Annotated in this window: 24 protein-coding genes and 1 riboswitch; of the genes, 1 reads left to right on the forward strand and 23 read right to left on the reverse strand. The window is 36.9% G+C overall.

Translation table 11 applies throughout. The annotated features are described in order from the left end of the window. Positions 1-17: 17 nt before the first annotated feature. From FC73_RS01100 to FC73_RS01130, 7 genes are read right to left on the reverse strand one after another with little or no spacing between them, the layout of a single operon-like run. Positions 18-782, reverse strand: coding sequence for a ribonuclease HII (locus FC73_RS01100; RefSeq protein WP_010021430.1), 765 nt, complete (start codon positions 780-782; stop codon positions 18-20). Further along, positions 772-1,647 carry a ribosome biogenesis GTPase YlqF gene (ylqF, locus tag FC73_RS01105; protein ID WP_010021429.1) on the reverse strand — a complete coding sequence of 292 codons (876 nt, stop codon included), beginning with the start codon at positions 1,645-1,647 and terminating at the stop codon, positions 772-774. Before ylqF ends, FC73_RS01100 begins: the two co-directional genes overlap by 11 nt. Before the next feature lie 15 nt (positions 1,648-1,662). Next, positions 1,663-1,884 (reverse strand): YozE family protein, encoded by a 222-nt coding sequence (locus FC73_RS01110; RefSeq protein WP_010021427.1) that lies wholly within the window; start codon positions 1,882-1,884, stop codon positions 1,663-1,665. Positions 1,885-1,898: 14 nt separating this feature from the next. After that, a complete protein-coding gene (locus FC73_RS01115; protein WP_010021426.1) occupies positions 1,899-2,393 on the reverse strand; it encodes a dihydrofolate reductase in 495 nt (164 codons plus the stop codon). A 9-nt stretch (positions 2,394-2,402) separates the two neighbouring features. Further along, complete coding sequence (locus FC73_RS01120) at positions 2,403-3,353, reverse strand: thymidylate synthase (protein ID WP_010021425.1); 951 nt, start codon at positions 3,351-3,353, stop codon at positions 2,403-2,405. A gap of 27 nt (positions 3,354-3,380) precedes the next feature. After that, positions 3,381-5,309, reverse strand: coding sequence for an ABC-F family ATP-binding cassette domain-containing protein (locus FC73_RS01125; protein WP_010021424.1), 1,929 nt, complete (start codon positions 5,307-5,309; stop codon positions 3,381-3,383). Positions 5,310-5,323: 14 nt separating this feature from the next. After that, positions 5,324-6,535, reverse strand: coding sequence for a CCA tRNA nucleotidyltransferase (locus tag FC73_RS01130; RefSeq protein ID WP_010021423.1), 1,212 nt, complete (start codon positions 6,533-6,535; stop codon positions 5,324-5,326). A 114-nt stretch (positions 6,536-6,649) separates the two neighbouring features. Here FC73_RS01130 and FC73_RS01135 point away from each other — a divergent pair, with 114 nt between their 5' ends. After that, entirely contained in the window at positions 6,650-7,468 is an 819-nt protein-coding gene (locus FC73_RS01135) for a site-specific integrase (RefSeq protein WP_010021422.1), read from the forward strand. Positions 7,469-7,507: 39 nt separating this feature from the next. Here FC73_RS01135 and FC73_RS01140 read toward each other — a convergent pair whose 3' ends face one another. From FC73_RS01140 to pyk, 16 genes are all read right to left on the reverse strand, one after another. Next, positions 7,508-8,773 (reverse strand): tetratricopeptide repeat protein, encoded by a 1,266-nt coding sequence (locus FC73_RS01140; protein ID WP_010021421.1) that lies wholly within the window; start codon positions 8,771-8,773, stop codon positions 7,508-7,510. Between the two features lie 67 nt (positions 8,774-8,840). Continuing rightward, positions 8,841-9,116 carry an HU family DNA-binding protein gene (locus FC73_RS01145; protein ID WP_010021419.1) on the reverse strand — a complete coding sequence of 92 codons (276 nt, stop codon included), beginning with the start codon at positions 9,114-9,116 and terminating at the stop codon, positions 8,841-8,843. Positions 9,117-9,327: 211 nt separating this feature from the next. Beyond that, the gene (gene der / locus FC73_RS01150) at positions 9,328-10,635 is read right to left on the reverse strand and encodes a ribosome biogenesis GTPase Der (protein ID WP_010021418.1); all 1,308 of its coding nucleotides are present in this window, start codon (positions 10,633-10,635) and stop codon (positions 9,328-9,330) included. 65 nt (positions 10,636-10,700) lie between these two features. Beyond that, on the reverse strand, positions 10,701-11,921 hold the full coding sequence (gene rpsA / locus FC73_RS01155; RefSeq protein ID WP_010021416.1) for a 30S ribosomal protein S1: 1,221 nt from the start codon (positions 11,919-11,921) through the stop codon (positions 10,701-10,703). Positions 11,922-11,985: 64 nt separating this feature from the next. Next, positions 11,986-12,687, reverse strand: a complete 702-nt coding sequence (gene cmk, locus FC73_RS01160) for a (d)CMP kinase (RefSeq protein WP_010021415.1) — start codon at positions 12,685-12,687, stop codon at positions 11,986-11,988. A 30-nt stretch (positions 12,688-12,717) separates the two neighbouring features. Next, complete coding sequence (locus FC73_RS01165; protein WP_010021414.1) at positions 12,718-13,383, reverse strand: LysM peptidoglycan-binding domain-containing protein; 666 nt, start codon at positions 13,381-13,383, stop codon at positions 12,718-12,720. Between the two features lie 58 nt (positions 13,384-13,441). After that, on the reverse strand, positions 13,442-14,869 hold the full coding sequence (locus tag FC73_RS01170; protein ID WP_010021413.1) for a RecQ family ATP-dependent DNA helicase: 1,428 nt from the start codon (positions 14,867-14,869) through the stop codon (positions 13,442-13,444). Next, the gene (locus tag FC73_RS01175; protein ID WP_162250895.1) at positions 14,869-15,897 is read right to left on the reverse strand and encodes a helix-turn-helix domain-containing protein; all 1,029 of its coding nucleotides are present in this window, start codon (positions 15,895-15,897) and stop codon (positions 14,869-14,871) included. Before FC73_RS01175 ends, FC73_RS01170 begins: the two co-directional genes overlap by 1 nt. A 29-nt stretch (positions 15,898-15,926) precedes the next feature. After that, positions 15,927-16,505, reverse strand: coding sequence for an ECF transporter S component (locus FC73_RS01180; RefSeq protein WP_010021411.1), 579 nt, complete (start codon positions 16,503-16,505; stop codon positions 15,927-15,929). Positions 16,506-16,564: 59 nt separating this feature from the next. Next, positions 16,565-16,685: riboswitch (FMN riboswitch) on the reverse strand. A 6-nt stretch (positions 16,686-16,691) separates the two neighbouring features. Next, positions 16,692-17,417, reverse strand: a complete 726-nt coding sequence (locus tag FC73_RS01185) for a pseudouridine synthase (protein ID WP_010021409.1) — start codon at positions 17,415-17,417, stop codon at positions 16,692-16,694. 1 nt (position 17,418) lies between these two features. Further along, the gene (gene scpB, locus FC73_RS01190; RefSeq protein ID WP_158529762.1) at positions 17,419-17,973 is read right to left on the reverse strand and encodes an SMC-Scp complex subunit ScpB; all 555 of its coding nucleotides are present in this window, start codon (positions 17,971-17,973) and stop codon (positions 17,419-17,421) included. Positions 17,974-17,981: 8 nt separating this feature from the next. Then, positions 17,982-18,701: a segregation and condensation protein A gene (locus tag FC73_RS01195; protein ID WP_010021405.1), complete on the reverse strand. Its 720-nt coding sequence runs from the start codon at positions 18,699-18,701 to the stop codon at positions 17,982-17,984. Then, on the reverse strand, positions 18,667-19,050 hold the full coding sequence (locus FC73_RS01200) for a hypothetical protein (RefSeq protein WP_010021403.1): 384 nt from the start codon (positions 19,048-19,050) through the stop codon (positions 18,667-18,669). The genes FC73_RS01195 and FC73_RS01200 overlap by 35 nt, the downstream gene beginning before the upstream one ends. A 36-nt stretch (positions 19,051-19,086) precedes the next feature. After that, complete coding sequence (gene xerD / locus FC73_RS01205; protein WP_010021401.1) at positions 19,087-19,974, reverse strand: site-specific tyrosine recombinase XerD; 888 nt, start codon at positions 19,972-19,974, stop codon at positions 19,087-19,089. Between the two features lie 6 nt (positions 19,975-19,980). After that, positions 19,981-20,850 (reverse strand): CvfB family protein, encoded by an 870-nt coding sequence (locus FC73_RS01210; RefSeq protein ID WP_010021400.1) that lies wholly within the window; start codon positions 20,848-20,850, stop codon positions 19,981-19,983. 89 nt (positions 20,851-20,939) lie between these two features. After that, complete coding sequence (pyk, locus tag FC73_RS01215; protein WP_010021399.1) at positions 20,940-22,700, reverse strand: pyruvate kinase; 1,761 nt, start codon at positions 22,698-22,700, stop codon at positions 20,940-20,942. Positions 22,701-22,738: the final 38 nt, after the last annotated feature.

The following is a 22,738-nucleotide window of genomic DNA, read 5'->3' on the forward strand; positions in this document are numbered from 1 at the left end:
TATGAATAAATACGCAATTAATGATGAATCGTTTTTAAAACTGGTGAAAATGTTTTTCTATGAATCGGAGTCGGGCCATACTTAGCCAAAGCTAACAAATGTTGTTTGGTTCCATAACCAGCATTATGCTCAAAGCCATATCGTGGATACTGAACCGCATACTCATCCATTAGATTATCCCGAAAAACCTTTGCCAAAATACTAGCAGCGGCTACACTAATAGACTTAGCGTCACCCTTAATTAACCGCGTTTGCGGGATATCATTAGCAATCGTCATCGCATCAACAATAATATGACCTGGTTGTGGATCTAATTTATAAACGGCCTTTTTCATTGCCACCCTAGTAGCCTCATAAATATTGATCTCGTCAATTATCTGACTTGAAATGGGAACACAACTATATGCGATGGCTTCTTTTTGGATCAGTGGGACCAGTTCCCGCCGCTTTTCATCACTCAATTGTTTAGAGTCATTTACATCTACTAAATCAAAGTCAGACGGTAAAATTGCAGCACCGGCTACCACTGGTCCAGCTAACGGCCCTCTTCCAACTTCATCAACTCCAGCAACATACTTAATTCCCTTGTGCCACAGTTCTTTTTCATATTTAAACCGATTAAAGAATTCATGTTGGCGCTCATTCTCTTCTTTTAGTCGCTTCAGCGTTTTTTTAATAATCTTTTGAACGCCAATTCGATGATCGCCATCAAATTGGACAAAAAGCGGATCACTAACGTCAGTAACGTTAGCAAACCGCTCAGCAATTTCCCTAATTGTCATTACTATGCTCATTCCCATTTACTAGTTCAAGTGAATCTAAGGTAAATCGTCCTAATTTTCCCTTTTGTACGTCATTAATGATCCGAATACTGGCTCGATCATAGTCGTCTTTCATCCCGATCTTTTCCGTAATCTTGAGTAATAAATCAACATCACTTAAATTCAAGTCATTGGCATTTAAATGATATCGCTTTAAAATTTCGTCTTCATGATTGGTTCGGAAAAAATGTAGTGCAAATAACGCAATATCATCAGGATGATAAATGCTTTCTTTAATGGCACCGGTCAGAGCTAATTTATCGGCGATTTCCTGATTTTGAAACTTTGGCCATAAGATCCCTGGTGTATCTAGTAACTCCATCGTTGGACTAGAAGTTAGCCATTGCTGACCCTTAGTAACACCTGGTCGATTACCAACAGCTGCTGACCGTTTACTTACTAGTTGATTCAATAACGTCGACTTTCCAACATTGGGCACGCCAACACAAACCGCTTTAAGAATATCTTTCTTAATTCCCTTTGCTTGTGACTTTTCCAACCGTGGTTTTAAAACCTGACGTGCAGCTGCCTCAATTTTCTTTCTTACCCCATGTGCTTTTGAGTCAATCGAAATTGCTGATAATCCAGTCTGGTTAAAATAATCCAACCATTTCTGCGTCATCTTAGGATCAGCTAAATCCGACTTAGTTAAAATAAATAGACGCGGTTTATTGCCAGCAACCCGCTTGATTTCTGGATTAACTGAAGAGTACGGAATTCGTGCATCAACTAATTCAAAGATAATATCAACTACATGGACATTTTCTTCAAACTGCCGAATCGCCTTGGCCATATGACCAGGAAACCATTGTATGTTACTTCCCATTATTTCTCCTCTCTGTTAATCAAGATAAGCCAAATAGTCTTTCCAAGCATCGTCAAAAATTGTCATTGAAGGCAAGTATCCAGTATTTTCTTCCAAATATTTGGAAAGCTTCTCAAAGTCATCTTCTTGTTTTGGGAAAGACTGATCAAAAAAAGCATTATTCGCAAATTCAGCGATTGGATCCGAACTTCCGGGATGCCTCTGTGTCATTAAAAACTCATAGAAACTTTTTCTCAAATTTTTACCTCTTATTATTTTTTTCTTTTAAATACATCAAAAGTATGCGGATAAACATTGTTCTTATCCACCTTTCCTGGAATTTGTTGTTCTAATTCAAACTGTGAATAATCAATATCAATCATTCGCACATCACCATTAAACCCATGATTAATACTCGTACGGTATAGGTAATCCACGTATGGCAGAAGTTCCTTAAAGACAGAAGTCCCACCAACAACAAAAATGACCTCATTTGGATAACCTTTCGCGTACTGTAAAAACTCATCAATGGTTTTAAAAACTTTTACGCCGGCTGGAAAATCAGCTTGGGAAAAATGAGTTAAAACTAGATTCTTTCGTTTCGGAAGAGGACGACCAAAACTATCGTAGGTTCTTTTCCCGGCTAAAATCTGATGGTTAATGGTTTGATCTTTAAAAAACTGCATATCATCAGGTAAATGCCATGGTAATTTACCATTTTTCCCGATCACATGATTCGAAGCTTCCGCCCAAATATAAGCTAACATAGTAACCTCCTAAACTGCTACAGGAGCTTTAATCGGTTTGTCATGATGATAATCAATAACTTTGATATCATCCATGCCATAATCAAAAATACTCTCCTTTTGGGGATTCAGCCAAAGACTGGGTGCCTGATGTGGCTTACGACTCAATTGTTCCTTTACCTGTTCAATATGATTACTGTAAATGTGAGCATCTCCTAGAGTATGAACAAAATCACCGGGCTCAAGGCCTACCTCTTTTGCAATTAAATTAGTCAAAAGAGCATAACTAGCGATGTTAAACGGAACTCCAAGGAAAATGTCGCCACTCCGCTGATACAACTGGCAACTCAGTTTTCCGTCGTTAACGTAAAATTGAAACATTACGTGACACGGAGGGAGTGCCATACTTCCAATATCTTCTGGATTCCAGGCACTTACAATCATTCGTCTTGAATCTGGATTATTCTTAATGGTTTCAATCACATTTTTAATTTGGTCAATGGTATCCCCATGACTGGTCTTCCACTTACGCCACTGACTTCCATAAACAAGGCCGAGATCACCATATTTTTTAGCAAAGTCATCATCATTTAAAACCCGATCACAAAAGATCTTCTTTTGCTTTTGGTATTCCTGATTAAACACTGGATCACTTTCTGAACGTAAACCAAAATTGGTCATGTCAGGGCCATGGTATTCATCAGAACTTACCCATTTTTCAAAGGCCCATTCATCCCATATGTGATTATTATGTTGAAGTAGGTAACGAATGTTAGTATCACCCTTTAAAAACCAGAGTAATTCTGACTTAATCAATCGAAATGGAACTGCTTTAGTGGTTAAAAGAGGGAATCCCTCTTGCAAATTAAACCGCATCTGGTACCCAAAGGTACTAATTGTTCCCGTCCCAGTCCGATCAGATTTCTTGTGCCCATGCTCTAAAACATAACGTTCCAGATTTAAATATGCATCTTCTAACATCGGTTATCTTCTCCTTTATTAAAATCATTAATCATTAACGTACTGACTTAAATATTCCCAACGATTCATTAACTGATCTGATTTTTGGTTTAATTCATCCAGTTGACGCTGTAATTCAGCTAATTTATCATAATTAGCACTATTTTCCTGCATGAGTTTTTTAACATGCTTGGTTTGTTGATCAAGTGAATCAATTTTATCATCAATTTTATTCCACTCAATCCTCTCAGCATACGTTAATTTTGTCTTGGCCTTTGAATTAGCTGATCCCTTAGAATCAGTAGAAGTGGGTTTGGCCTGATTAGTCTTTCGATCATGATTAACATGGCTTTCATGGCGCACTTGTTTTTTTCTATCCTTTAATTTTTGCAGATAATCAGTAAATTGTCCGGTGTAACGCTCAATCTTGCCATCCCCATCAAAAATTAACAGGCGATCAGCCACTTTGTCCAAGAAGTAACGGTCATGTGAAACAGTAATGGTCGTACCGCTAAAATGCTGAATGTAGTCTTCTAGCACGGTTAAAGTTCCGATGTCCAAGTTATTAGTAGGTTCATCCAACAACAACACATTGGGTTGTTCCATTAATAATTTCAGCAGATAAAGTCGTCGCTTCTCTCCTCCAGAAAGCTTTCTAATTAAAGTTCCATGCATAAACTTAGGAAAGAGAAATTGTTCTAGTAGATTAGTTACACTTACCTTATTACCATCTTCATCAATTACATTTTGACCCACATCAGTTAAGTAACTGATCACACGCTTATCTTCTGGGATTGGTTCCATTTGCTGAGTATAGTAGGCCATTTTCACGGTTTCCCCAATATCAATGGTTCCGGACTGCAGGGGGATCTTTCCAGCAATTGCATTCAAAAAGCTGGATTTTCCAGCTCCGTTTTCACCACTAATTCCGATTCGTTGTCCATTTTGAATTAACATACTAAAGTCCTTTAAGATGGGCTTTTTAGCAATGGTCAAATCAGCGTGTTGGATGTCAATCACTTTCTTGCCAAGCCGTTTTTGTCCCATGGTAATATCAACGTCTTCATCAGTTGGATTCCCCTGACTAACGTCTTCCTTTAAATCGTTAAACCGATTAATTCGGGCTTGCTGTTTAGTGGACCGAGCTTTAGCGCCCTTCTTCATCCATTTAAGTTCTTGTTTATACAAACGCTGCTGCTTATGAGAAGCTTCCTCCTGCTCTTCATCCAATTCTGCTTTTCGTTGAACATAATCCTGGTAGTTACCAGGATACTTATAGAGTTTTCCAAAGGATAACTCCCAGATTTGATTTGCAATCTGATCCAAAAAGTAACGATCGTGGGTAACGAAAACTAGCGCTCCCTTATATTTACTTAAAAATTGTTCCAACCAATCAATTGAATCAAAGTCTAAATGATTAGTTGGCTCATCTAGCAGTAAAAGATCAGGCGATTGAATTAAAACCTGAGCCAATCCAACCCGCTTTTGTTGACCACCAGACATACTACCAACCTTTTGATCTAAATCAGTAATTTTTAGTTGATTAAGAATATTTTTTACGTCTACCTCAGCCGTCCAAGCATCTTCCTCGTTCATTTTAGCTTCGGCATTCTCAAAACGTTTTTCAAAATCGGCATTCTCGGGATTTTGCGAATAATCCTTTAACACTTTTTCATATGTTCTAATAATCTTAAATATCTTTTGGTCACCAGCAAACACCGCATCCATTACGGTTAATTCGCCGTCTAAATCTGGAACCTGCTTCAAGTACCCAATCGTATATGATTTGGAAGTTGTGATGGTTCCATTAACATCATGATCAATACCAGAAATGGTATTTAAAAGGGATGACTTTCCACTTCCATTGGTACCAATTAATCCAATTCGATCATGTTCATTAATAATAAAATCCAAATCTTTAAAAAGGCTTTTTTCTCCATACGTTTTTGTTAGATTTTCCGCTTTTAATGTTTGCACAATATCTGCTCCAATTATTGCCTGTTCATTATTTTCTTCGACGCAGCAAGTAGTGAATCATAATCATTATTAACTTGTTCGCTAACAACTGCTTGTTCTAGTCGTTTTAAGACTCTTCCCAGCTGTGGACCAGGTTTAAATCCATGGTTTATTAAGATCTTACCGTTAATCTTTAATTCATTTTTACTTTTAATGGGAAGATGCTCATACTCATTTTCAATCCGATCATCATCAACCAAATGGCCAAATGCCAAAGCAATTTGACAAGCATTATCCAAGTCTTCTTTACCAACTAAGTACATTGTCATAGCATCTAAATTATCTGTCATAATTTTACGACACGCTAATACGACTAAGCGAACGTTTTCAGTTAGTTTATTAGAACATTTCCATGCTTTCATCATATGATTAATCTGATCGTCGTTTAAACCACATTGAACCGCTAACAAAGACCATACCTGCGTTTCATTGTTTAAATAATCTGAAATTGATAAAGTAGCTAAGTCAGCTATGTTTGAAACATAGTTATTAAAGATCGGCACATACTGAATTAGTTTCGTTTCAATCATCTGGTTTAGTCCTCTACTTGGGGCTTTCCCTAACATCATTTTGACAAATTCAACGTTAATCCGCTCTACCGCAATTTTTTTTAGCAGATAACTATGCTTGGTAATCGCTGTAAAGGTGTCTGCTTCAATGGTAAAGTCCAATTTACTGGCAAACCTAACCGCTCGCATCATCCGTAATGCATCCTCATTAAAACGCTGCTCAGGATCGCCTACGGCGCGAATGATATGCTTTTTTAAGTCGTCTATCCCACCAAATAAATCAATTACTTCCCCATTTTCTTTCATGGCAAGTGCATTGATGGTAAAGTCACGGCGCTTAAGATCATCTTTAAGTGATCTAACAAAAGTAACTTGGTCTGGTCGCCGATAATCTTGATACCCCGATTCAGTCCGAAAGGTGGTAATCTCATACGATTTACCATCATACATGACGGTCACAGTCCCATGCTCAATGCCAGTGTCAATGGTCTTCTTAAAAATCGACTTAATTTCTTCTGGATAAGCACTACTAGCAATGTCCACATCGTGAATTCGTGTATGCAAAATTGTATCACGAACGGATCCGCCAACAAAATATGCTTGATAACCAGCATCTTCAATTACTTGTAAAACTTTTCTTGCATCAGTAAACTCATTGGGTAAATTTTCTATCTTCATGGTCCACCCACTTTCATTAATCTCATTCTACCAAAATTATCATACAAAAGTTAGACCTTACATTTGTTGTTGTGTTATAGTTAAGTTAAAGTAACTTATTACAGGAGACTAATTATGACAAATAATTATCCATATCAAGATCATTTTGAACGTTATTTAAGAAAAAAAGAACTCTCAGGCATTACCATCAGAGAGTATTCGAAAACCTTATCAGATCTTTTTAATTATTTATCCAATTTTAACGTTGGATACCAGCAGGATCATCGTGTCAGTCAAATCTTTGATCGTGACATCGAGCAGTATCTGGATATGATTGTTTCCAAAAGAAACAATGGAAATAACACTTATAATAAGATCTTGTCCCAAATTAACGTTTATTTTAAATTTTTATTTAATGACAACCTTAATACGCACCTTCCGACCATTAACATTAAAAGCAAAGATAAAAACGAGCATACTTCTTACATCACAAAATGGCTTTACTCTTTACCCGTTATTCTAGAAGATAACGAGCTCCACTATTACACTAGAATGACTCTACTACTCATCAGTAAGGGATATCAGTCGTCTGAATTCTTACTTCCGGGGTTTTATCAGGAACTTGATCACATTAAATTTTCATCAGAAGAACGCACTTTCCTATCACAATTCATGACGTTTATTACTCCACTTCAGATTCGTCATCATACTAAAGATCTTTTTTTAAAACAACGAATCGCAAAGGACTGTCACATCACTTCAGCAGGGCTTCACAAATATTTGAAACCAGATAGTGAATATTTACAAATGAACCTAAGTCCCAAGTATCTTTATCAATCATTTGTCATTAACTACTTAAGTCAACATCAAAAGGATAACGATAAAACGCTTAGTCGGAACCTTCGAATGGATCCTGCTTCGCTGTTATATTATCAAAAATTAGCACAAAAATAGGGAATAAAATATCTTTAGTGATATTTTATTCCCTATTTTTTATTCATAATCTTCTAGGTCTTCAAGCATATAAGCCATTTCATCATCAGTTGGAACTAACTTCACATAACGTTTCAACAACTTAATGGTTTCTTTAATTTGTCCGTTTTCTCTAAATAACAGGATGGCTTCATGTAAGAAATCTGGATTGTCATCAAAGTATGGCAATGCCCGTTGATAGTACTTTTGAGCTTCATCATATTTTTCAAGGTGTGCGTAAGAAACAGCTAAATTCCAGTAGATTTGCGGATCAGTCTCCTCATTTTTTACGTACTGAGCCAAAAAGTCAACGTTCTTTTGGTATTCACCTTGTTTTACGTACAAGTTGGATAATTTAATGATGAGTTCCATGTTATCAGGGTCAACTTTATGTCCCTCCTTGAGGTACTTTAACGCTAAATCTTCTTCAGATAATTTAGCAGCCACATCAGCAGCCTGAATGTACATATTAACGTTATACTGATCCACACTCATCCCCTCTTGATAGACTTTGAGGGCATTCTCTGGTTCATTCATTTCAATGTAGGCCTCACCTAAGTAAGGATATAGGGAAGCATACTGAGGATCATCCTCTCTCAACTGTTTAAGCATTTCAATTGCCTTAGCATAATCTTTCAGTTGAAGATACGTAAATCCAGTTTCAAACTTAACATCAGGAGTCATATCAATTGGTTTAATCTGTTCAAGATACCCAATGGCCTGTTCAAAATGACCAGCATTAGCATATGCTACCCCTAATCGCTCAACAAGGTTCACAGAAGAAATATTTAATTCACCTTGTTTAATCAACCCTAAATAGATGGGAATCGCCTTATCAAACTGTCCCGTTGAGAAATATAATTCTGCTAACGCAAATTTAATCACATTCTCATCAGGATCAATTTTTTCAGCCTCTAATAGTTTATGCTCACTCACACTGTACATCTCTTGAGTTTGATAAAGATCAGCTTCAACCATTAACGCATTCACATAATTAGGTGAATCTGGTTTAATTTCACTCAAGTAGTTGAGGGCTTTGTCGATCTTGCCCTCAGAAATTAAAATATCGGCAATACTAGTCCGTAATTCATCTTCATCTGGATATTTTTTTAGCAAACCTTTATAGATATCAATTGAGTCGTTTAAAAATCCAAGTGAATAAAGTTCTTCTGCCAAAGAATATAGCATATCATCACTATCATTTTCTTTAGCATTTTTAATATCATCATTAAATTGGTTCATATCACCCTTTTTTAGGGCTTCTAGGGCTTTCTCTGAATAAGTCATTCACATGTCCTCCTACTAATAAAAAAACCAGTACGCATAAGCGCACTGGTCAAGCGTTAAATAAAAATTATTTAACAGCTTCCTTTAAAGCCTTACCAGGTTTAAAGGCAGGTACTTTACTTGCAGGGATTTGAATTTCTGCACCTGTTTGAGGGTTACGTCCTTTACGAGCGGCACGATTACGTACTTCGAAATTACCAAAACCGATCAATTGTACCTTCTCACCGTGAGTCAACTTGTCTTGGATTGAGTCAAAGACTGCATCCAAAGCTGCGGTGGCATCTTTTTTAGTTAAACCAGTTGCCTTTGCGACATCATTAACTAATTCTGCTTTGTTGGCCATGTGTATTCACCTCCCGAGTAGATGTTTTTTTATGTAAAAAAACACCCAATAAGTTAAAGATTAAGCCAGGGGAAACGATGTACTTCTACATCATTTCTAGTCTTAATTTAGCATAAGAATAGTGCCATTGCAACAAATAATGGGATTATAATCAACATTTATTAAAACTTTTTTAATATAATTATGATTAGAATATTATTACCATTAGTTGTTATTTCCGCCTTCTCGCAATCAAGTGAATTGACGTGCCGACAAAGTCGAAGTTCTTTCTAATTTGATTTTCTAAATAACGTTTGTATGAAAAATGAAGCAGTTCAGGATCATTGACAAACAGAACAATCGTAGGTGGCCCCACAGCAACTTGGGTAACATAATAAATCCGAAGCCGTTTCCCATTTCTAGTTGGTGTAGGAGTAATTGCGATTGCATCCATAATAACATCATTCAACGTAGATGATTGGATCCGACGCTGATGATTTTCGTTAACACGTTTAATCAAGGAAGGTAATTGGCTAACATGCTGTTTAGTTGTCGCTGAAACAAAAATGATGGGAGCATACGCTAGATATTGGAACTGTTCCCGAATGTCCGCCTCGAATTCTTGTTGCGAATGATTGTTCTTTTTCAAAGCATCCCATTTGTTAACAACAATAATGACACCTTTGCCAGCTTCGTGTGCATAGCCAGCAACCCGCTTGTCTTGCTCTCTAATGCCTTCTTCAGCATTAAGCACCATCAGAGTTACATCACTTTCATCAATGGCTCTCATTGCCCGCATAACACTATATTTCTCAGTTTTCTCGTAAACTTTACCACGTTTTCGAATTCCCGCGGTATCAACAATGGTATATTCCTGGCCATCGTTTTCAAACTTAGTATCAATGGCATCTCTTGTTGTACCAGCCACATCTGATACAATTACACGATTTTCACCTAAAATAGCATTTACTAGTGATGATTTTCCAACGTTAGGTCGTCCAATCACACTAAATTTAATGCTATCATCATCAGTATTTTCAGCGTTTTCTGGAAAGTTTTTAATAATCGCATCCAGAAGATCCCCAATTCCAAGCCCATGAGAACCAGAAATTGGATAGGGATCGCCAAATCCTAATGCATAGAAGTCATAAATATCAGCCCGACTTTCAGGATTATCAATCTTATTAACCGCTAAAACAACTGGGGTATTAGCACGATAAAGCAATTGAGCCACTCGTTCATCAGCATCGGTCATCCCTTGTTTCTCATTCACCATAAACACAATAACGTCAGCTTCATCAATTGCAATTTCAGCTTGATCAGTAATTTGTTTAATGAAGGGCTCATCCGATACTTCAATTCCACCAGTGTCAATTAGGTTAAAATTATGTCCAAGCCAGCTTCCATGAGCATAGATTCGATCTCTAGTTACACCTGGCGTATCTTCCACAATCGAAATCCGCTCACCAGCAATTCGATTAAAAATCGTTGATTTACCGACATTAGGTTGTCCAACAATTGCTACAGTTGGTCTTGCCATTTTATATCACCTCTCGTTTTTAAGAATAAAAAAATCCTTCATAAACATGAAGGATAATTTTCTAATTACTCATTGTCATCATCGTTTAATTCATTTCCCACAATGTCACCTAAAGTAAAACCATTTTCTTCTTCAGGAGCGTTATTGGTTGAATTATCACTCACATTTTTCTTTGGAGCTTTTTGATCATCTCTTGGATCTTTTTCAAGAGCTTTCATTGACAATGCTAATCGATGTTCTTCTGGTTGTACATCAAGAACTTTCACCTTAACATCTTCACCAGACTTTAAAACATCACTTGGCTTGTCAATATGCTTATGTGAAATTTGTGAGATGTGAACTAATCCTTCAACACCAGGGAAAACTTCAACGAAAGCACCAAAATCAACTAAGCGCTTAACTTTTCCATCAAGAACACTTCCCTTAGGAGCTTTTTCTTCAATATCACTCCAAGGACCTGGTTGAGTTTGTTTAATTGATAATGAAATACGATTACGGTCAGGGTCAACTGAAAGAACTTTAACCTTAACTTCTTCTCCAACTTTCAAAACATCACTAGGCTTATTAACATGTTCATATGAAATCTCTGAAACATGAACAAGTCCATCAATTCCGCCAAGATCAACGAAAGCACCGAAGTTAGTTAAACGGGCCACTTTACCTTCGACAATGTCGCCAGGCTTTAGTGTGCTCATAATTCTATCACGAGCTTCTTTACGTTCTGCTTCAGCAATTGCTCTATGTGACAAAATCAAACGGTTTTCTTCAGGAACAACTTCGATAATCTTAACTTCGAGTTCTTGACCTTTGAATTGATTCAAATCATCAACAAAGTGATCGGTAATCATTGAAGCTGGGATAAATCCACGAACTCCATCAGCATTTACTACTAGTCCACCCTTTACTGCTCGGGTAACAGTAACGTTGATTGTTTCACCCTTATCGGCTTTTTCCTTGATTTCATCCCAAACCTTGAGAGCTTCAAGTCTTCTGATTGAAAGAAGATAGCTTCCACCTTCTTTGTCATCACCAATTCGAGATACAACAACAACCTTAACTTTGTCTCCAACTTTGTAGTTTGAGGTTGGGTTATCTTCCCTTTGTGCAGAGATTTCCTTTCTAGGAATAACTCCTTCAACACCAGCGCCTTCGATTCCCACGACTAATTGTTGGTCATCATCAATAGCTAAAACCTCACCATTAACAACGTATCCAACGTTCACCTGCTTAATATTATCGAGAGCGGCTAATAAATCCTTGTTTGCATTAGTATCGTTTTCACTCATCAAACATTTCCTCCTTGCAACAACTCTAACTGCTATTTTATCTTAGTTGGAAATAAAATACCAGTTAATCGGCTTTATTATTTGAAAGTTGTTGAATTTTATTTTCGATTAATCTTGAGATTGCCTTCACCACGTCATCAATCGACATTGAAGTTGTATCAATCTCAGAAGCATCAGATGCTTTTTTTAATGGTGAAATCTTTCGATGGGAATCCTTATAGTCCCGATCTTCAATATCTTGCTTAAGTTGATCTAGACTAACCGAAATTCCCTTGGTTTGATCTTCTTTATACCTACGTTCTGCACGTTCTGAAACACTTGCAATCAAAAAAACTTTAACATCAGCTTGAGGTAAAACCGTGGTTCCGATGTCTCTTCCATCCATCACAATTCCACCATCTTTAGCCAGAAACTGTTGTCTTTTAACCAATTCTGAACGAATTGATCCAAGCGCTGAAACAGCCGAAACATTATTAGTTACTTCAGTACTACGAATATCATTTGTAACTTCTTTACCATCAACAAAAACCTTCTGAACTGGATCACCAGGTTCAAAAACAATCCTCGTCTTTTTTAAAAGGTTAAGAATGGCTTCCTCATCATTTAGATCTAATCCTAATCTGATCGCTTTTAAAGTGATTGATCGATACATTGCACCGGTATCACAATATATGTAATGAAATTTTTTGGCAACTAACTTAGCTACCGTGCTTTTTCCGGCCGAAGCAGGCCCATCAATTGCTACTTGTAATCCATTCTTTCCCAAAAATAATCAATCCTTATTATTTATTTATAATTATTTAACTCGAAGACTTTGTCCGGGATGAATTTGGCTGGACGAACTAAGACCATTTAATTTTAACAGTTGTTGCATGCTGATTCCTGCGTTGGTAGCCACTCGATAAACTCCTTGGCCCTTTTGCACCTTAACATAATCATTACTTTCAGAATTATCATTATTATCCGTTGTCTGAGAAGACTTTTGGGTCGGTTGTTTGCTATCAGAGGTTGAGTTATCACTATTTGCACTACTTGGAGTTGTGCTTTCATTAGTACTGGTATTACCCTGAGTGTTCGGTGTAGCAGAAGATGAACCAGCATCATCATCAGTAGTATCACTATTAGTGGTAGCATCGTCTTGAGAATTACTTGAACTAGATGACTTCTTAGCCCTTCGATCAGGCTTACTGCTCTTAGCTTTTGAATGACTAACCTTACTTGATTGAGCCTTTTGACTGGTAGAACCCGTACCAACCGCACGCTCTTTAGAAAGACCGAAAACTAATGCAACAAGGGCAATGACTACAATAATTGAAACAAGCATAATCACAACTAACGAATTACTACGATGATGTTTTCGATACTCCGTTCTTGAAAGATTTCCATCTGGATCCGTGTCATCTGAAAATGAGTCATCCCACGGATCTTTCTTTTTATTATCTTCGTGTTTATCGTCCTTCATAAATACATCCCTCCAAAACTTCTATGGTGATTATATCATTTTTTGAGCCAAATTATTATTAAAAAAGTCTGGCTAAGATATTATGCCAATCATTTTTTATTTTAGAAGTATTCTTATTACGACCTCTTAATAAATGTAGTGAATCTAAATCGAATTTTTCGTTGCCAAAATCACAGCAAGTATCGTCATGATCATTAAAACTTACGTCAAATAATGAAAGTAAATACTTTCTTCGGCAACCAACATTATTAATATAACTAATAACTTGTCTTAAACTTTGATCTTTATTCATCGCAACCACTGCAAATACTTTTTTAGTTTCCTCACGGCTATAGTCATGATTCATGTAAAACTGAAGAAGTCTTTTAGGTTGTTCACTTATTTTAACCTTAGGATCATCAAAAAACGAGTTAATCTGTTGGTCACTAGGAATTGAACTAGCGATCAAACTTTGAGCAATTTGTTCATCACCAGTTGAATAGAGCATAATTGCAATGCTCTCTTTCCCGTCTCTCCCTGCTCTACCAATCTCTTGAACGTAACTTTCCATGTCGGTTGGCATGTGGTAGTGAATCACAAACCGAATGTCATTCTTATCAATTCCCATTCCAAACGCACTAGTTGCACAGATAATTTGAAGTTCATTATCCATAAATTGGTGTTGAATCCGATAACGATCATCATTACTTAAGCCTGCGTGATAGGAGGCCACTTTCACGTTACCATCTGCTCTAATCTTTTCAGCAATCTCATCTGCTTTATCACGACTAGAAAAATAAATAATACCAGGATACTTCAGCTTATTAATCAAGCGAAACAACTCTTCTTGCTTATCTTCATCATTGGAACTTTGATGGGCCGCAAGAAAAATATTGGGCCGATCAATATTTTCAATGATTTTTTTTACATTAGTAAGCTGAAGATGACTAATAATGTCATTTTGAACTCTACCAGACGCAGTAGCCGTGAGCATCAACGTCTGTGGATGACCCAACGCTCTAATTTCACGGCCAAGGTCCAAATACTCAGGACGAAAATCAAGTCCCCACTTAGAAATACAATGTGCTTCATCAATCACAAACAACCCAATATTTAATTTTTTCATGCGCTTAAGTACATCCGGACTGGACAACAATTCTGGTGAAACGAATATATACCGAAACTGATCAAGATGTTGCAACAAGCCTCTTCGCTGTTTCCAGTCATTCATAGAATTTAAAGCGCAAACTCGCTTTTCTCCCATAAAATTCATTCGATCAACTTGATCACCCATTAATGAAATTAACGGTGACACAATCACAACTGGCTGATTAACCAAATATCCGTACAACTGGTAAATGAGTGATTTACCAGATCCCGTTGGCATGATTGAAAGAACATCTGATCCACTTAAAAGGGCTTGAATGGTTTCACTTTGACCTGATTTAAACTCATCAAAGCCAAACCGATTATTTAGGATTTTAGTTGCCAAGTTCATACCATTCATTATTTAACATCCTGTTTCGTCCGTTTAATCTCAAGTAATCTAAATTGAAAAAAGCTCAAATGATTAGAAAGAAAATCTGATAGTTGTCGATAGTCCCATTCATCGACCGGAATTCCGCTTAGGTGCCTGATTATCTTATTTTCTAAGTCATAGGACACAAAATCACGATACGGAAAACCAGCTAGTGGTGTATAAATCGCAACTTCTAACAAATGCTCTAAAACAGTTGACTCACGAAGTTTTCTTCGCTTTTCAACTTGCTTTAAATCACGTAATTGTTGATATTCAGTAAAAGTCTCCTCCGCGCTAGTAGAAACGGAATGCTTGGATAGCCCGTTCAGTAATGGAGCAATGATGGAGTGGTCACGGTGGCTTATAAAACTGACCAACTTGGCATAGTTAATTAAATCATCAAGAGCAGTTTTAAATAAAGATTGATTTAAATTAGCTGCAATTTGTTGCATCGTTAACCCATTGGTATTAAATCCCACTAGTTCCTGAGCAAATAGATTAGCACGATCAAATTCAAGTGAAGATAAAAATTGGTTTAACTCATCTTTTAAAAGTGCACCTGCTTGATCACGATCAATTTGTCGATAATATTTTTTAATAAAAGCTTTATTAGTTCCATCAACGTTAATTGGATAATATTGCCTGACGTGATGAACCCGTTCTGAAAGAACTTGCACTAAAAGTTGAAAACGCTGCTTAAAGTTATTCAAATCAATTTTTTGAAAAGTATGTAATGCAAAAGAAAGGTCAGAACCATTAATTTCCTGTATTAATTCTTCTTTTGCTTGTTTCCCTGCGGCGGTTAAGTGAACCTGATCATTATCAGTTCTCATAATTAAACCATTTTGAACTAAAGGATTAATCTCTAATTGATTAATATTGAAATAACGACCCACTCCTAAAAGATCGAGAAGTTGGTATCTCATTGCCCAATAGAGCGTTGCCACAGTCTTTTTACCAGTCAACAGATTCTCAATTAATCGAACCCTTCGCTTTTGGTGTGAGCTAAAAACCAAAAGACAAAGGGCCCCATTTGTATTATTAATCATTTCCATGAAGATCGCTTTTTAATCCATTTCTGCATTTGCTTTGCTATAATCACAAAAATCAATCCAATAATAATTCCCTTAATCAAATTAAAGGGTACTACTCCAAATAGAATGGTCTTTGCTAATGGAAAATCTAATTTTAAATTCGTTAATTTTACGTATAAGGGCGTGGTAATAAACAGGTTAGCAAGGCTTTCTATGATTGTTAAAGCAACTGTTTCTACCAACACAATTAGAAAATCAATAATATGACTTCTAAATAAGTACCTTCTCAAAAAGTAAAACACCAAAATCATCGTTAGGGATGCTAGAAACGAACTAGATAAGCCAACTAATTCAATTGGTGAAAAACCCATTACCATCCAATAGATGAACAGCTTTAGCACAGTGGCCTCAATAGCAGCAGTAGGACCTAACAATAACAAGCAAATTAAAAGTGGAATATCCGAAAAATCCAATTTTAAGTAAGTCATGTAAGGAATGATTGGAAATGAGATCAACATCAATAAAAATGAGATCGCCCCAATCACTGCAGTTATAGTAATTCTTTTAATTCGATCATCTTTAGCTATCATCACAATTTCCTCCAATTAAACGTTCTCCAAGTCAATTAGGGTAAATTGCGCCATAAAAAACTGATCTTCTTTATACCAGACTTTACTGTCGGCAATGGGATTTCACCATCTCAACCAATTTTCATTGGGTAGTGGGCTGTAACCACCGATTGGGAATTTCACCCGACCTTGAAGACGTTTTATAAATTATTTAGTTAAATCATACAAATCTCGTACTTCTCGTTTTCGAAGCTGTCGAAATTCACCAGGTTGTAAATTTTCCAAACCAATTCCAGCAAACTCCTCCCGTTTTAATTTTTCAACGGGATGACCGACTGCCTTTAGCATCTCTTTAACTTCATGATTTTTACCCTCATGAATTGTTAGACGCAGCATCGAATTATTTTTTGAATTACCAGCCTTCGCAATCACCTCTACTTCTGCGGGTGCACTCTTATACTTTCCATTAATTAAAACACCTTCACGAATCTTTTTCAACTCTTCGTGATTAAGTTTTCCAATTACCTTAACCAAGTAGGTCTTCTTGATCTCATATTTGGGATGGGTCAATTGAAAATCAAGTGTCCCATCGTTAGTTAAAATGAGAAGTCCACTAGTGTCATAATCCAGTCTTCCAACGGGATAAATTCGTTCTGGAACTTTCTTAAAAAAACTTAAGACAGTCTTGCGATCCTTCTCATCATTTACTGATGAAATCACCCCGCGCGGTTTATACAACGCAAAATACACTAAGCGTTCTTTCTTTAACGGAGTGCCATCGACCTCAATTCGATCAGTAGGATCCACCTTAACTCCTAGCTGATTAACAACCTTACCATTCACTTTGACATGACCAGTGCTAATTAGCTCCTCTGACTTCCTTCTAGAAGCCACCCCATCATGCGCCATTACCTTTTGTAATCTTTCACTCATTTTATTGATCCTCCAATGGTTTCATCTCATCATCAAACATTTGAACGTAATCTTTTGGATCTTCTCCTTCATCAAGTTCTGGTAGATCATCAATTTTTTCAATGTTAAATGCACTTAAAAATAAATCTGTAGTGCCATAGAGCTTGGGTTTACCAGGTTCGTTTTTTTCACCATCAACCTTAATTAAGTTCTGCGTAAGTAAATTTCGGATTGAAATTGAGCTATTAACTCCTCTAACATTGTCAACTTCAATGCAAGTGACTGGTTGTTTGTAAGCAATAATAGTAAGTGTTTCCAAAGCTGATTGAGTTAACAGATCATCATCCGCTTTCACAAATTTTTGTACAACATCAGCATACTCTCGCTTAGTTGACATATGGATGATGTCACCATTTTGCAGTATACAAAGTCCAAATTGAGTGCTTGCATACCGTTTTTTTAATGCGTCTACTTCACGTTGGACTTCACTCTCACTTTTACTAGTCAACTTCATTAACCGTTTAATTGTCATTCCAGCGTCTCCAGACACGTACAAGAGCGCTTCAATTTCAGCCATTAAATTCATTAATTCCATTTCCTTATTAAGATTTCTCCATCATTACTTGTTTGAACTACGCGAACGCTTTGGTGCTTAACCATCTCTAACAGTGCCAAAAAGTCTGTTACCAATTCCTCAAGCGGATAATTACCGCTTAACAACTTAGAAAATGGCATTTCATAATCTACAGCAGAATCTAGTTTCCGTCTAATGATTTCACTCTGTTCATTTACACTAAAATCCCAATCCTGAACCTCTTCGATTTGTGGAGCTGAGCTCAAGTGTCGCCGTCGCATAATTTTGTCCCAAGCGTGTTCAAGCAAACTAACTTCAAACTCGTTTGCACCAATCATTACATCTGATTTATTAAACGATCGATCCCGAAAATGATATTGAGTGCGTTCCTTTTCCTTTACCCGCAATTTTTGGGAAGCCCGTTTAAATCGTTTGTATTCAATCAATTGTCCCACTAAATCATCTCGCGGATCCTCATCTTCATCGTCAGTCTCCTTAGCAAGTAACATCTTGGACTTAATCCGCATTAAGTTGGCTGCCATGACAAAAAAATCACCAGCAACATCGAAATTTAGTTGTTTCATCTGATTCAAATAATCAAAATATTGTTCAGTAATATCTTTAATATTAATATCATAAATATCCATTTTAGACTGATGAATAAGATGCAATAAAAGTTCTAATGGCCCATCAAAATCATCTAAGTGAATTTGTAGATTGTCGCTGCTCATGACTCAACTCCCATTTGCTAATAACATCTTGGGTATTAAAAGTTCCCATGATCTTCTGATCTGGATACTCATTTTCAACACTATCAAGTATCCGAAATTCATTAAAAATAGTATCTGCATCAGGAGTCATCGTGATTCTTCTTACAACCACATTCTTAGGATTAGTCTCAATCCCAACGATTCCAGCCCAGTTTCCAAACTGATCTTTCCACAGATAAATATCACGATTATCCGCATTTCGATACCAATTCATTTCTTCCAAGAGATGTTTCGTCTTATCACTACTTTTAGAAAGAGACAACATCCCCATCACGATCTTTTCATAATCATTGCGATACTTAAATAACATTATAATCACCTCAATCAATTGATTATACCGACTAATTCATGCTCTGGGATGGTACTTGTCATAGACCTGGCTTAAACGTTCATGAGAAATGTGGGTATAAATCTGAGTTGTCGAAATATCCGAGTGACCAAGCAGTTCTTGAACCGTTCTTAAATCCGCTCCATTTTCAAGAATATGGGTGGCAAAAGAATGACGCAAAGTATGCGGAGTAACATTCTTTTTAATCCCAGCCAAACTTACATACCGTTTGATCTTTTCCCAGACACTCTGACGACTAATGCGACCACCATGAGCATTTAAAAAGACATAGGGTGAAGTTCGATGTTTAAGTAACTTCAAACGGCTACCATTTAAGTACTTAGAAAGCCAATTTTGAGCAACTTTTCCAATTGGGACGATTCGCTCTTTATCACCCTTCCCAATGGTTTGGATCAAATTCATCTCTAAATGAAGATCAGATAACTTTAGATTAATCAATTCTGATACCCGTAATCCCGTGGCATACAGCACTTCTAAGATAGTTCGATCTCGAATGCCATACTTATTATTAGTATCTGGCATTTTTAGTAAACGATCAACTTCATCTACAGATAGCACATCTGGTAGATGCTTGCCCTTTTTAGGTGTATCAATTTTATTCATAGGATTTTGTTTAATAATCTTAAACTCCATGAGATACTGAAAAAATTTACGTAACGTTGATACAAAACGAATGATAGTGTTACGCGATTTACCTTTTTGCTTCATCATTTCCATATAATTCAAGATTTCATACTGATCAACATCTTTAAACGAATTAACATGCTTTTCTTTCATACCAGTACAGAATTCTTTTAGGTCCTGCCGGTAGCTTTTGATGGTGTTGTCAGATAATCCCCGTTCAACCAAAAGATAGTGAAGATAATCTTCAACTTGGTCATTCAACTATTTTCATCTCGTTTCATCTAATTTAATTCCGGTTGGTGTTTCTTCAATGATACGGGCCTTTAATAAGTGTCCAAGTGCTCGTTTAAACTGGGCTTTACTAATTCCAAAATAATCTTTAATTTCTTGCGGATCACTTTTATCGTTATAGGGCAATTCATTGTTTGGCTTATGTTCTAAGATGGTTTGAATCATCTTAGCATCCTCGCCGATTACTTCATATGCCCGGGGGCGAAGGGATAAGTACAGGGTTTTATTAGGACGAATCCCAATAACTCTAGCATTCACCTTCTCACCCAGCCGAGGTTGTTGTTCCTCTTCCGACTTATCAATAAAGCCCAGATTATAATGATCGGTAATAACTTCAGTTCCCATTAGTTTGGGATTGATTACCCAAGCCGTTACGTCACGATTCTTTAACTTTGGATCATTCACTGGTTGAGAAATGGCTTTATATATCTGTGAATCAGCCAATTCGCCCCAAATGCGATTTTTACTATCCTTTTTAAGGGAAATTAGAAGTTCATCACCTACTTCAGGCCAGAGCGATTTGATATCAGGCAGGTCATCAAGTGAAACTGCCACGTCCTTATCTGGCAAACCAATATTGACAAAGATTCCTAAACCAAACTTAATGCCGACTACTTTTCCCCATGCGTAACTATCGACACCCACATCGGGAACATTACGAGTTATTTTCATTTGGTGCTTTTCATTTTCGTATACAAATCCCTTGAAATTACCACCCATTTTGATGGGTTTCTTCAATTCATCCTTGTTCAAAGAATAGGTAATCCCGTTATTTTGGATAAAATATTCCTTATCATTTTCATCAATTACTTTTCCTATAATTACGGTTCCAAGATCTTCATTCATATTATCTCTCCATCCCAACGCTTTTAATGACCATTATACCAAATAAAAAAAGCATCCGATATTTTCGGATGCTTTATTATTAATAATTATTATTTAGCTTTTGATTGATTACCGGCGTAAACGATTCCGCAACGACCATCAACAGTAACTAATTGACCATCTTTGATGTTCTCAACTGCATCGGTAGCACCAACAATAACAGGAATGTTAAGTGAAATACCAACAACAGCAGCGTATGAAGTCAAACCACCGTTTTCAACAACGATTGCACTTGATTTCTTCATAGCTGGTAAGTAATCCTTGTTTGTGTCTTTAACAACAAGAACACCACCATCAACGGCCTTATCATTAGCTTCTTGAGCATCTTTAGCAACCACTGTCTTACCAATAACAGTTTCACCACCGACACCTTGTCCTTGAGCTAACTTGGTACCAATCAACTTAACACGGATAGTGTTAGTAGTTCCTTGATCACCCAATGGAACACCGGATGTGATCAAAATCATGTCGCCTTCCTTAGCAAGTCCGGTTTCAACTGCTTTCTTAGCAGCTAATTCGAACATTTCATCAGGATTTGAAGGCTTGTCAACTAAGATTGGTTGAACTCCATAGTTAACCGTCAATCCACGACGAACACGATCATTAAAGGTTAAAGCAAGAATATCAGCATCTGGATGATACTTAGAAATCATTCTAGCAGTGTAACCTGATCCAGTTGCAGCAACGATGGTATGAATTCCCATGTCTTTAGCAATTCGAGCAACTGAATCACCTAATGATTCAGTAACGTCACCATTGCCAAACTTTGGACGTGGAGTTCCAAATTCAAAGAAATGTTTGTCAGCTTGAATGTCGATCTTGCTCATCATTGAAACTGATTTAACTGGGTAATCACCGTTAGCACTTTCACCAGAAAGCATCGTAGCATCAGTACCATCATAAACGGCATTAGCAACATCAGATACCTCGGCACGAGTAGGTCTTGGTTCTTCTTGCATTGAATCAAGCATTTGAGTAGCAGTAATAACTGGCTTACCTAAATCATTACAAATCTTAATTAGATGTTTTTGAACGGTTGGAACGTTTTCTGGTGGGATTTCAACCCCCATATCACCTCTAGCAACCATCAAACCATCAGAAACCTTAATGATTTCATTAAAGTTATCGATTCCTTCTTGTGATTCGATCTTAGGAAAGATTTGAACGTCTTCCATATTCTTACTTTCAAGTAGGGCACGGATGTCTAAGACATCTTGTGGCTTTCTAACGAATGAAGCAGAGATATAGTTAATACCATGGTCACAACCAAAGAGGATATCATCAGTATCTTTTTTAGTAATACCAGGCAAGTTAATTGAAACTCCTGGAGCATTAACACCCTTACGTGAACCTAAGACTCCGTTATTTTGAGCAGTAACTACCAACTCTTTGTTAGCATCATCTTTTTTGTCGATTTTGGTATCTAGAAGACCATCATCGAACAAAACGTGTCCACCAACTTTAACATCGTCATACAAACCGGGGTAAGAAACAGCAATCTTGTCTTTTGTTCCTTCAAGGTTACCATCCATTGAAATTCTAAATTGATCACCAGTGTGGTATTCAATCTTTCCGTCTTTTTGTACAGTGGTTCTGATTTCAGCACCCTTAGTATCTAAGACAATTCCAACAACCTTACCAGTTTTCTTTTCCGCTTCTTTCACCTTGTTCATACGATCTAAATGTTCCGCATGATCTCCGTGTGAAAAATTAAAACGAAAAACGTTTGCTCCTGCTTCAATAAGCTTAGTGATGGTATCAACATCAGTACTTGCAGGACCAAGTGTACTTACGATCTTTGTTCTCTTCATAAGTAAAGCCTCTCCTCTTTGCACGGCACACACCTGTG

The organism is Fructilactobacillus fructivorans (assembly GCF_001434095.1).
In the GTDB taxonomy this organism is placed as follows: domain Bacteria; phylum Bacillota; class Bacilli; order Lactobacillales; family Lactobacillaceae; genus Fructilactobacillus; species Fructilactobacillus fructivorans.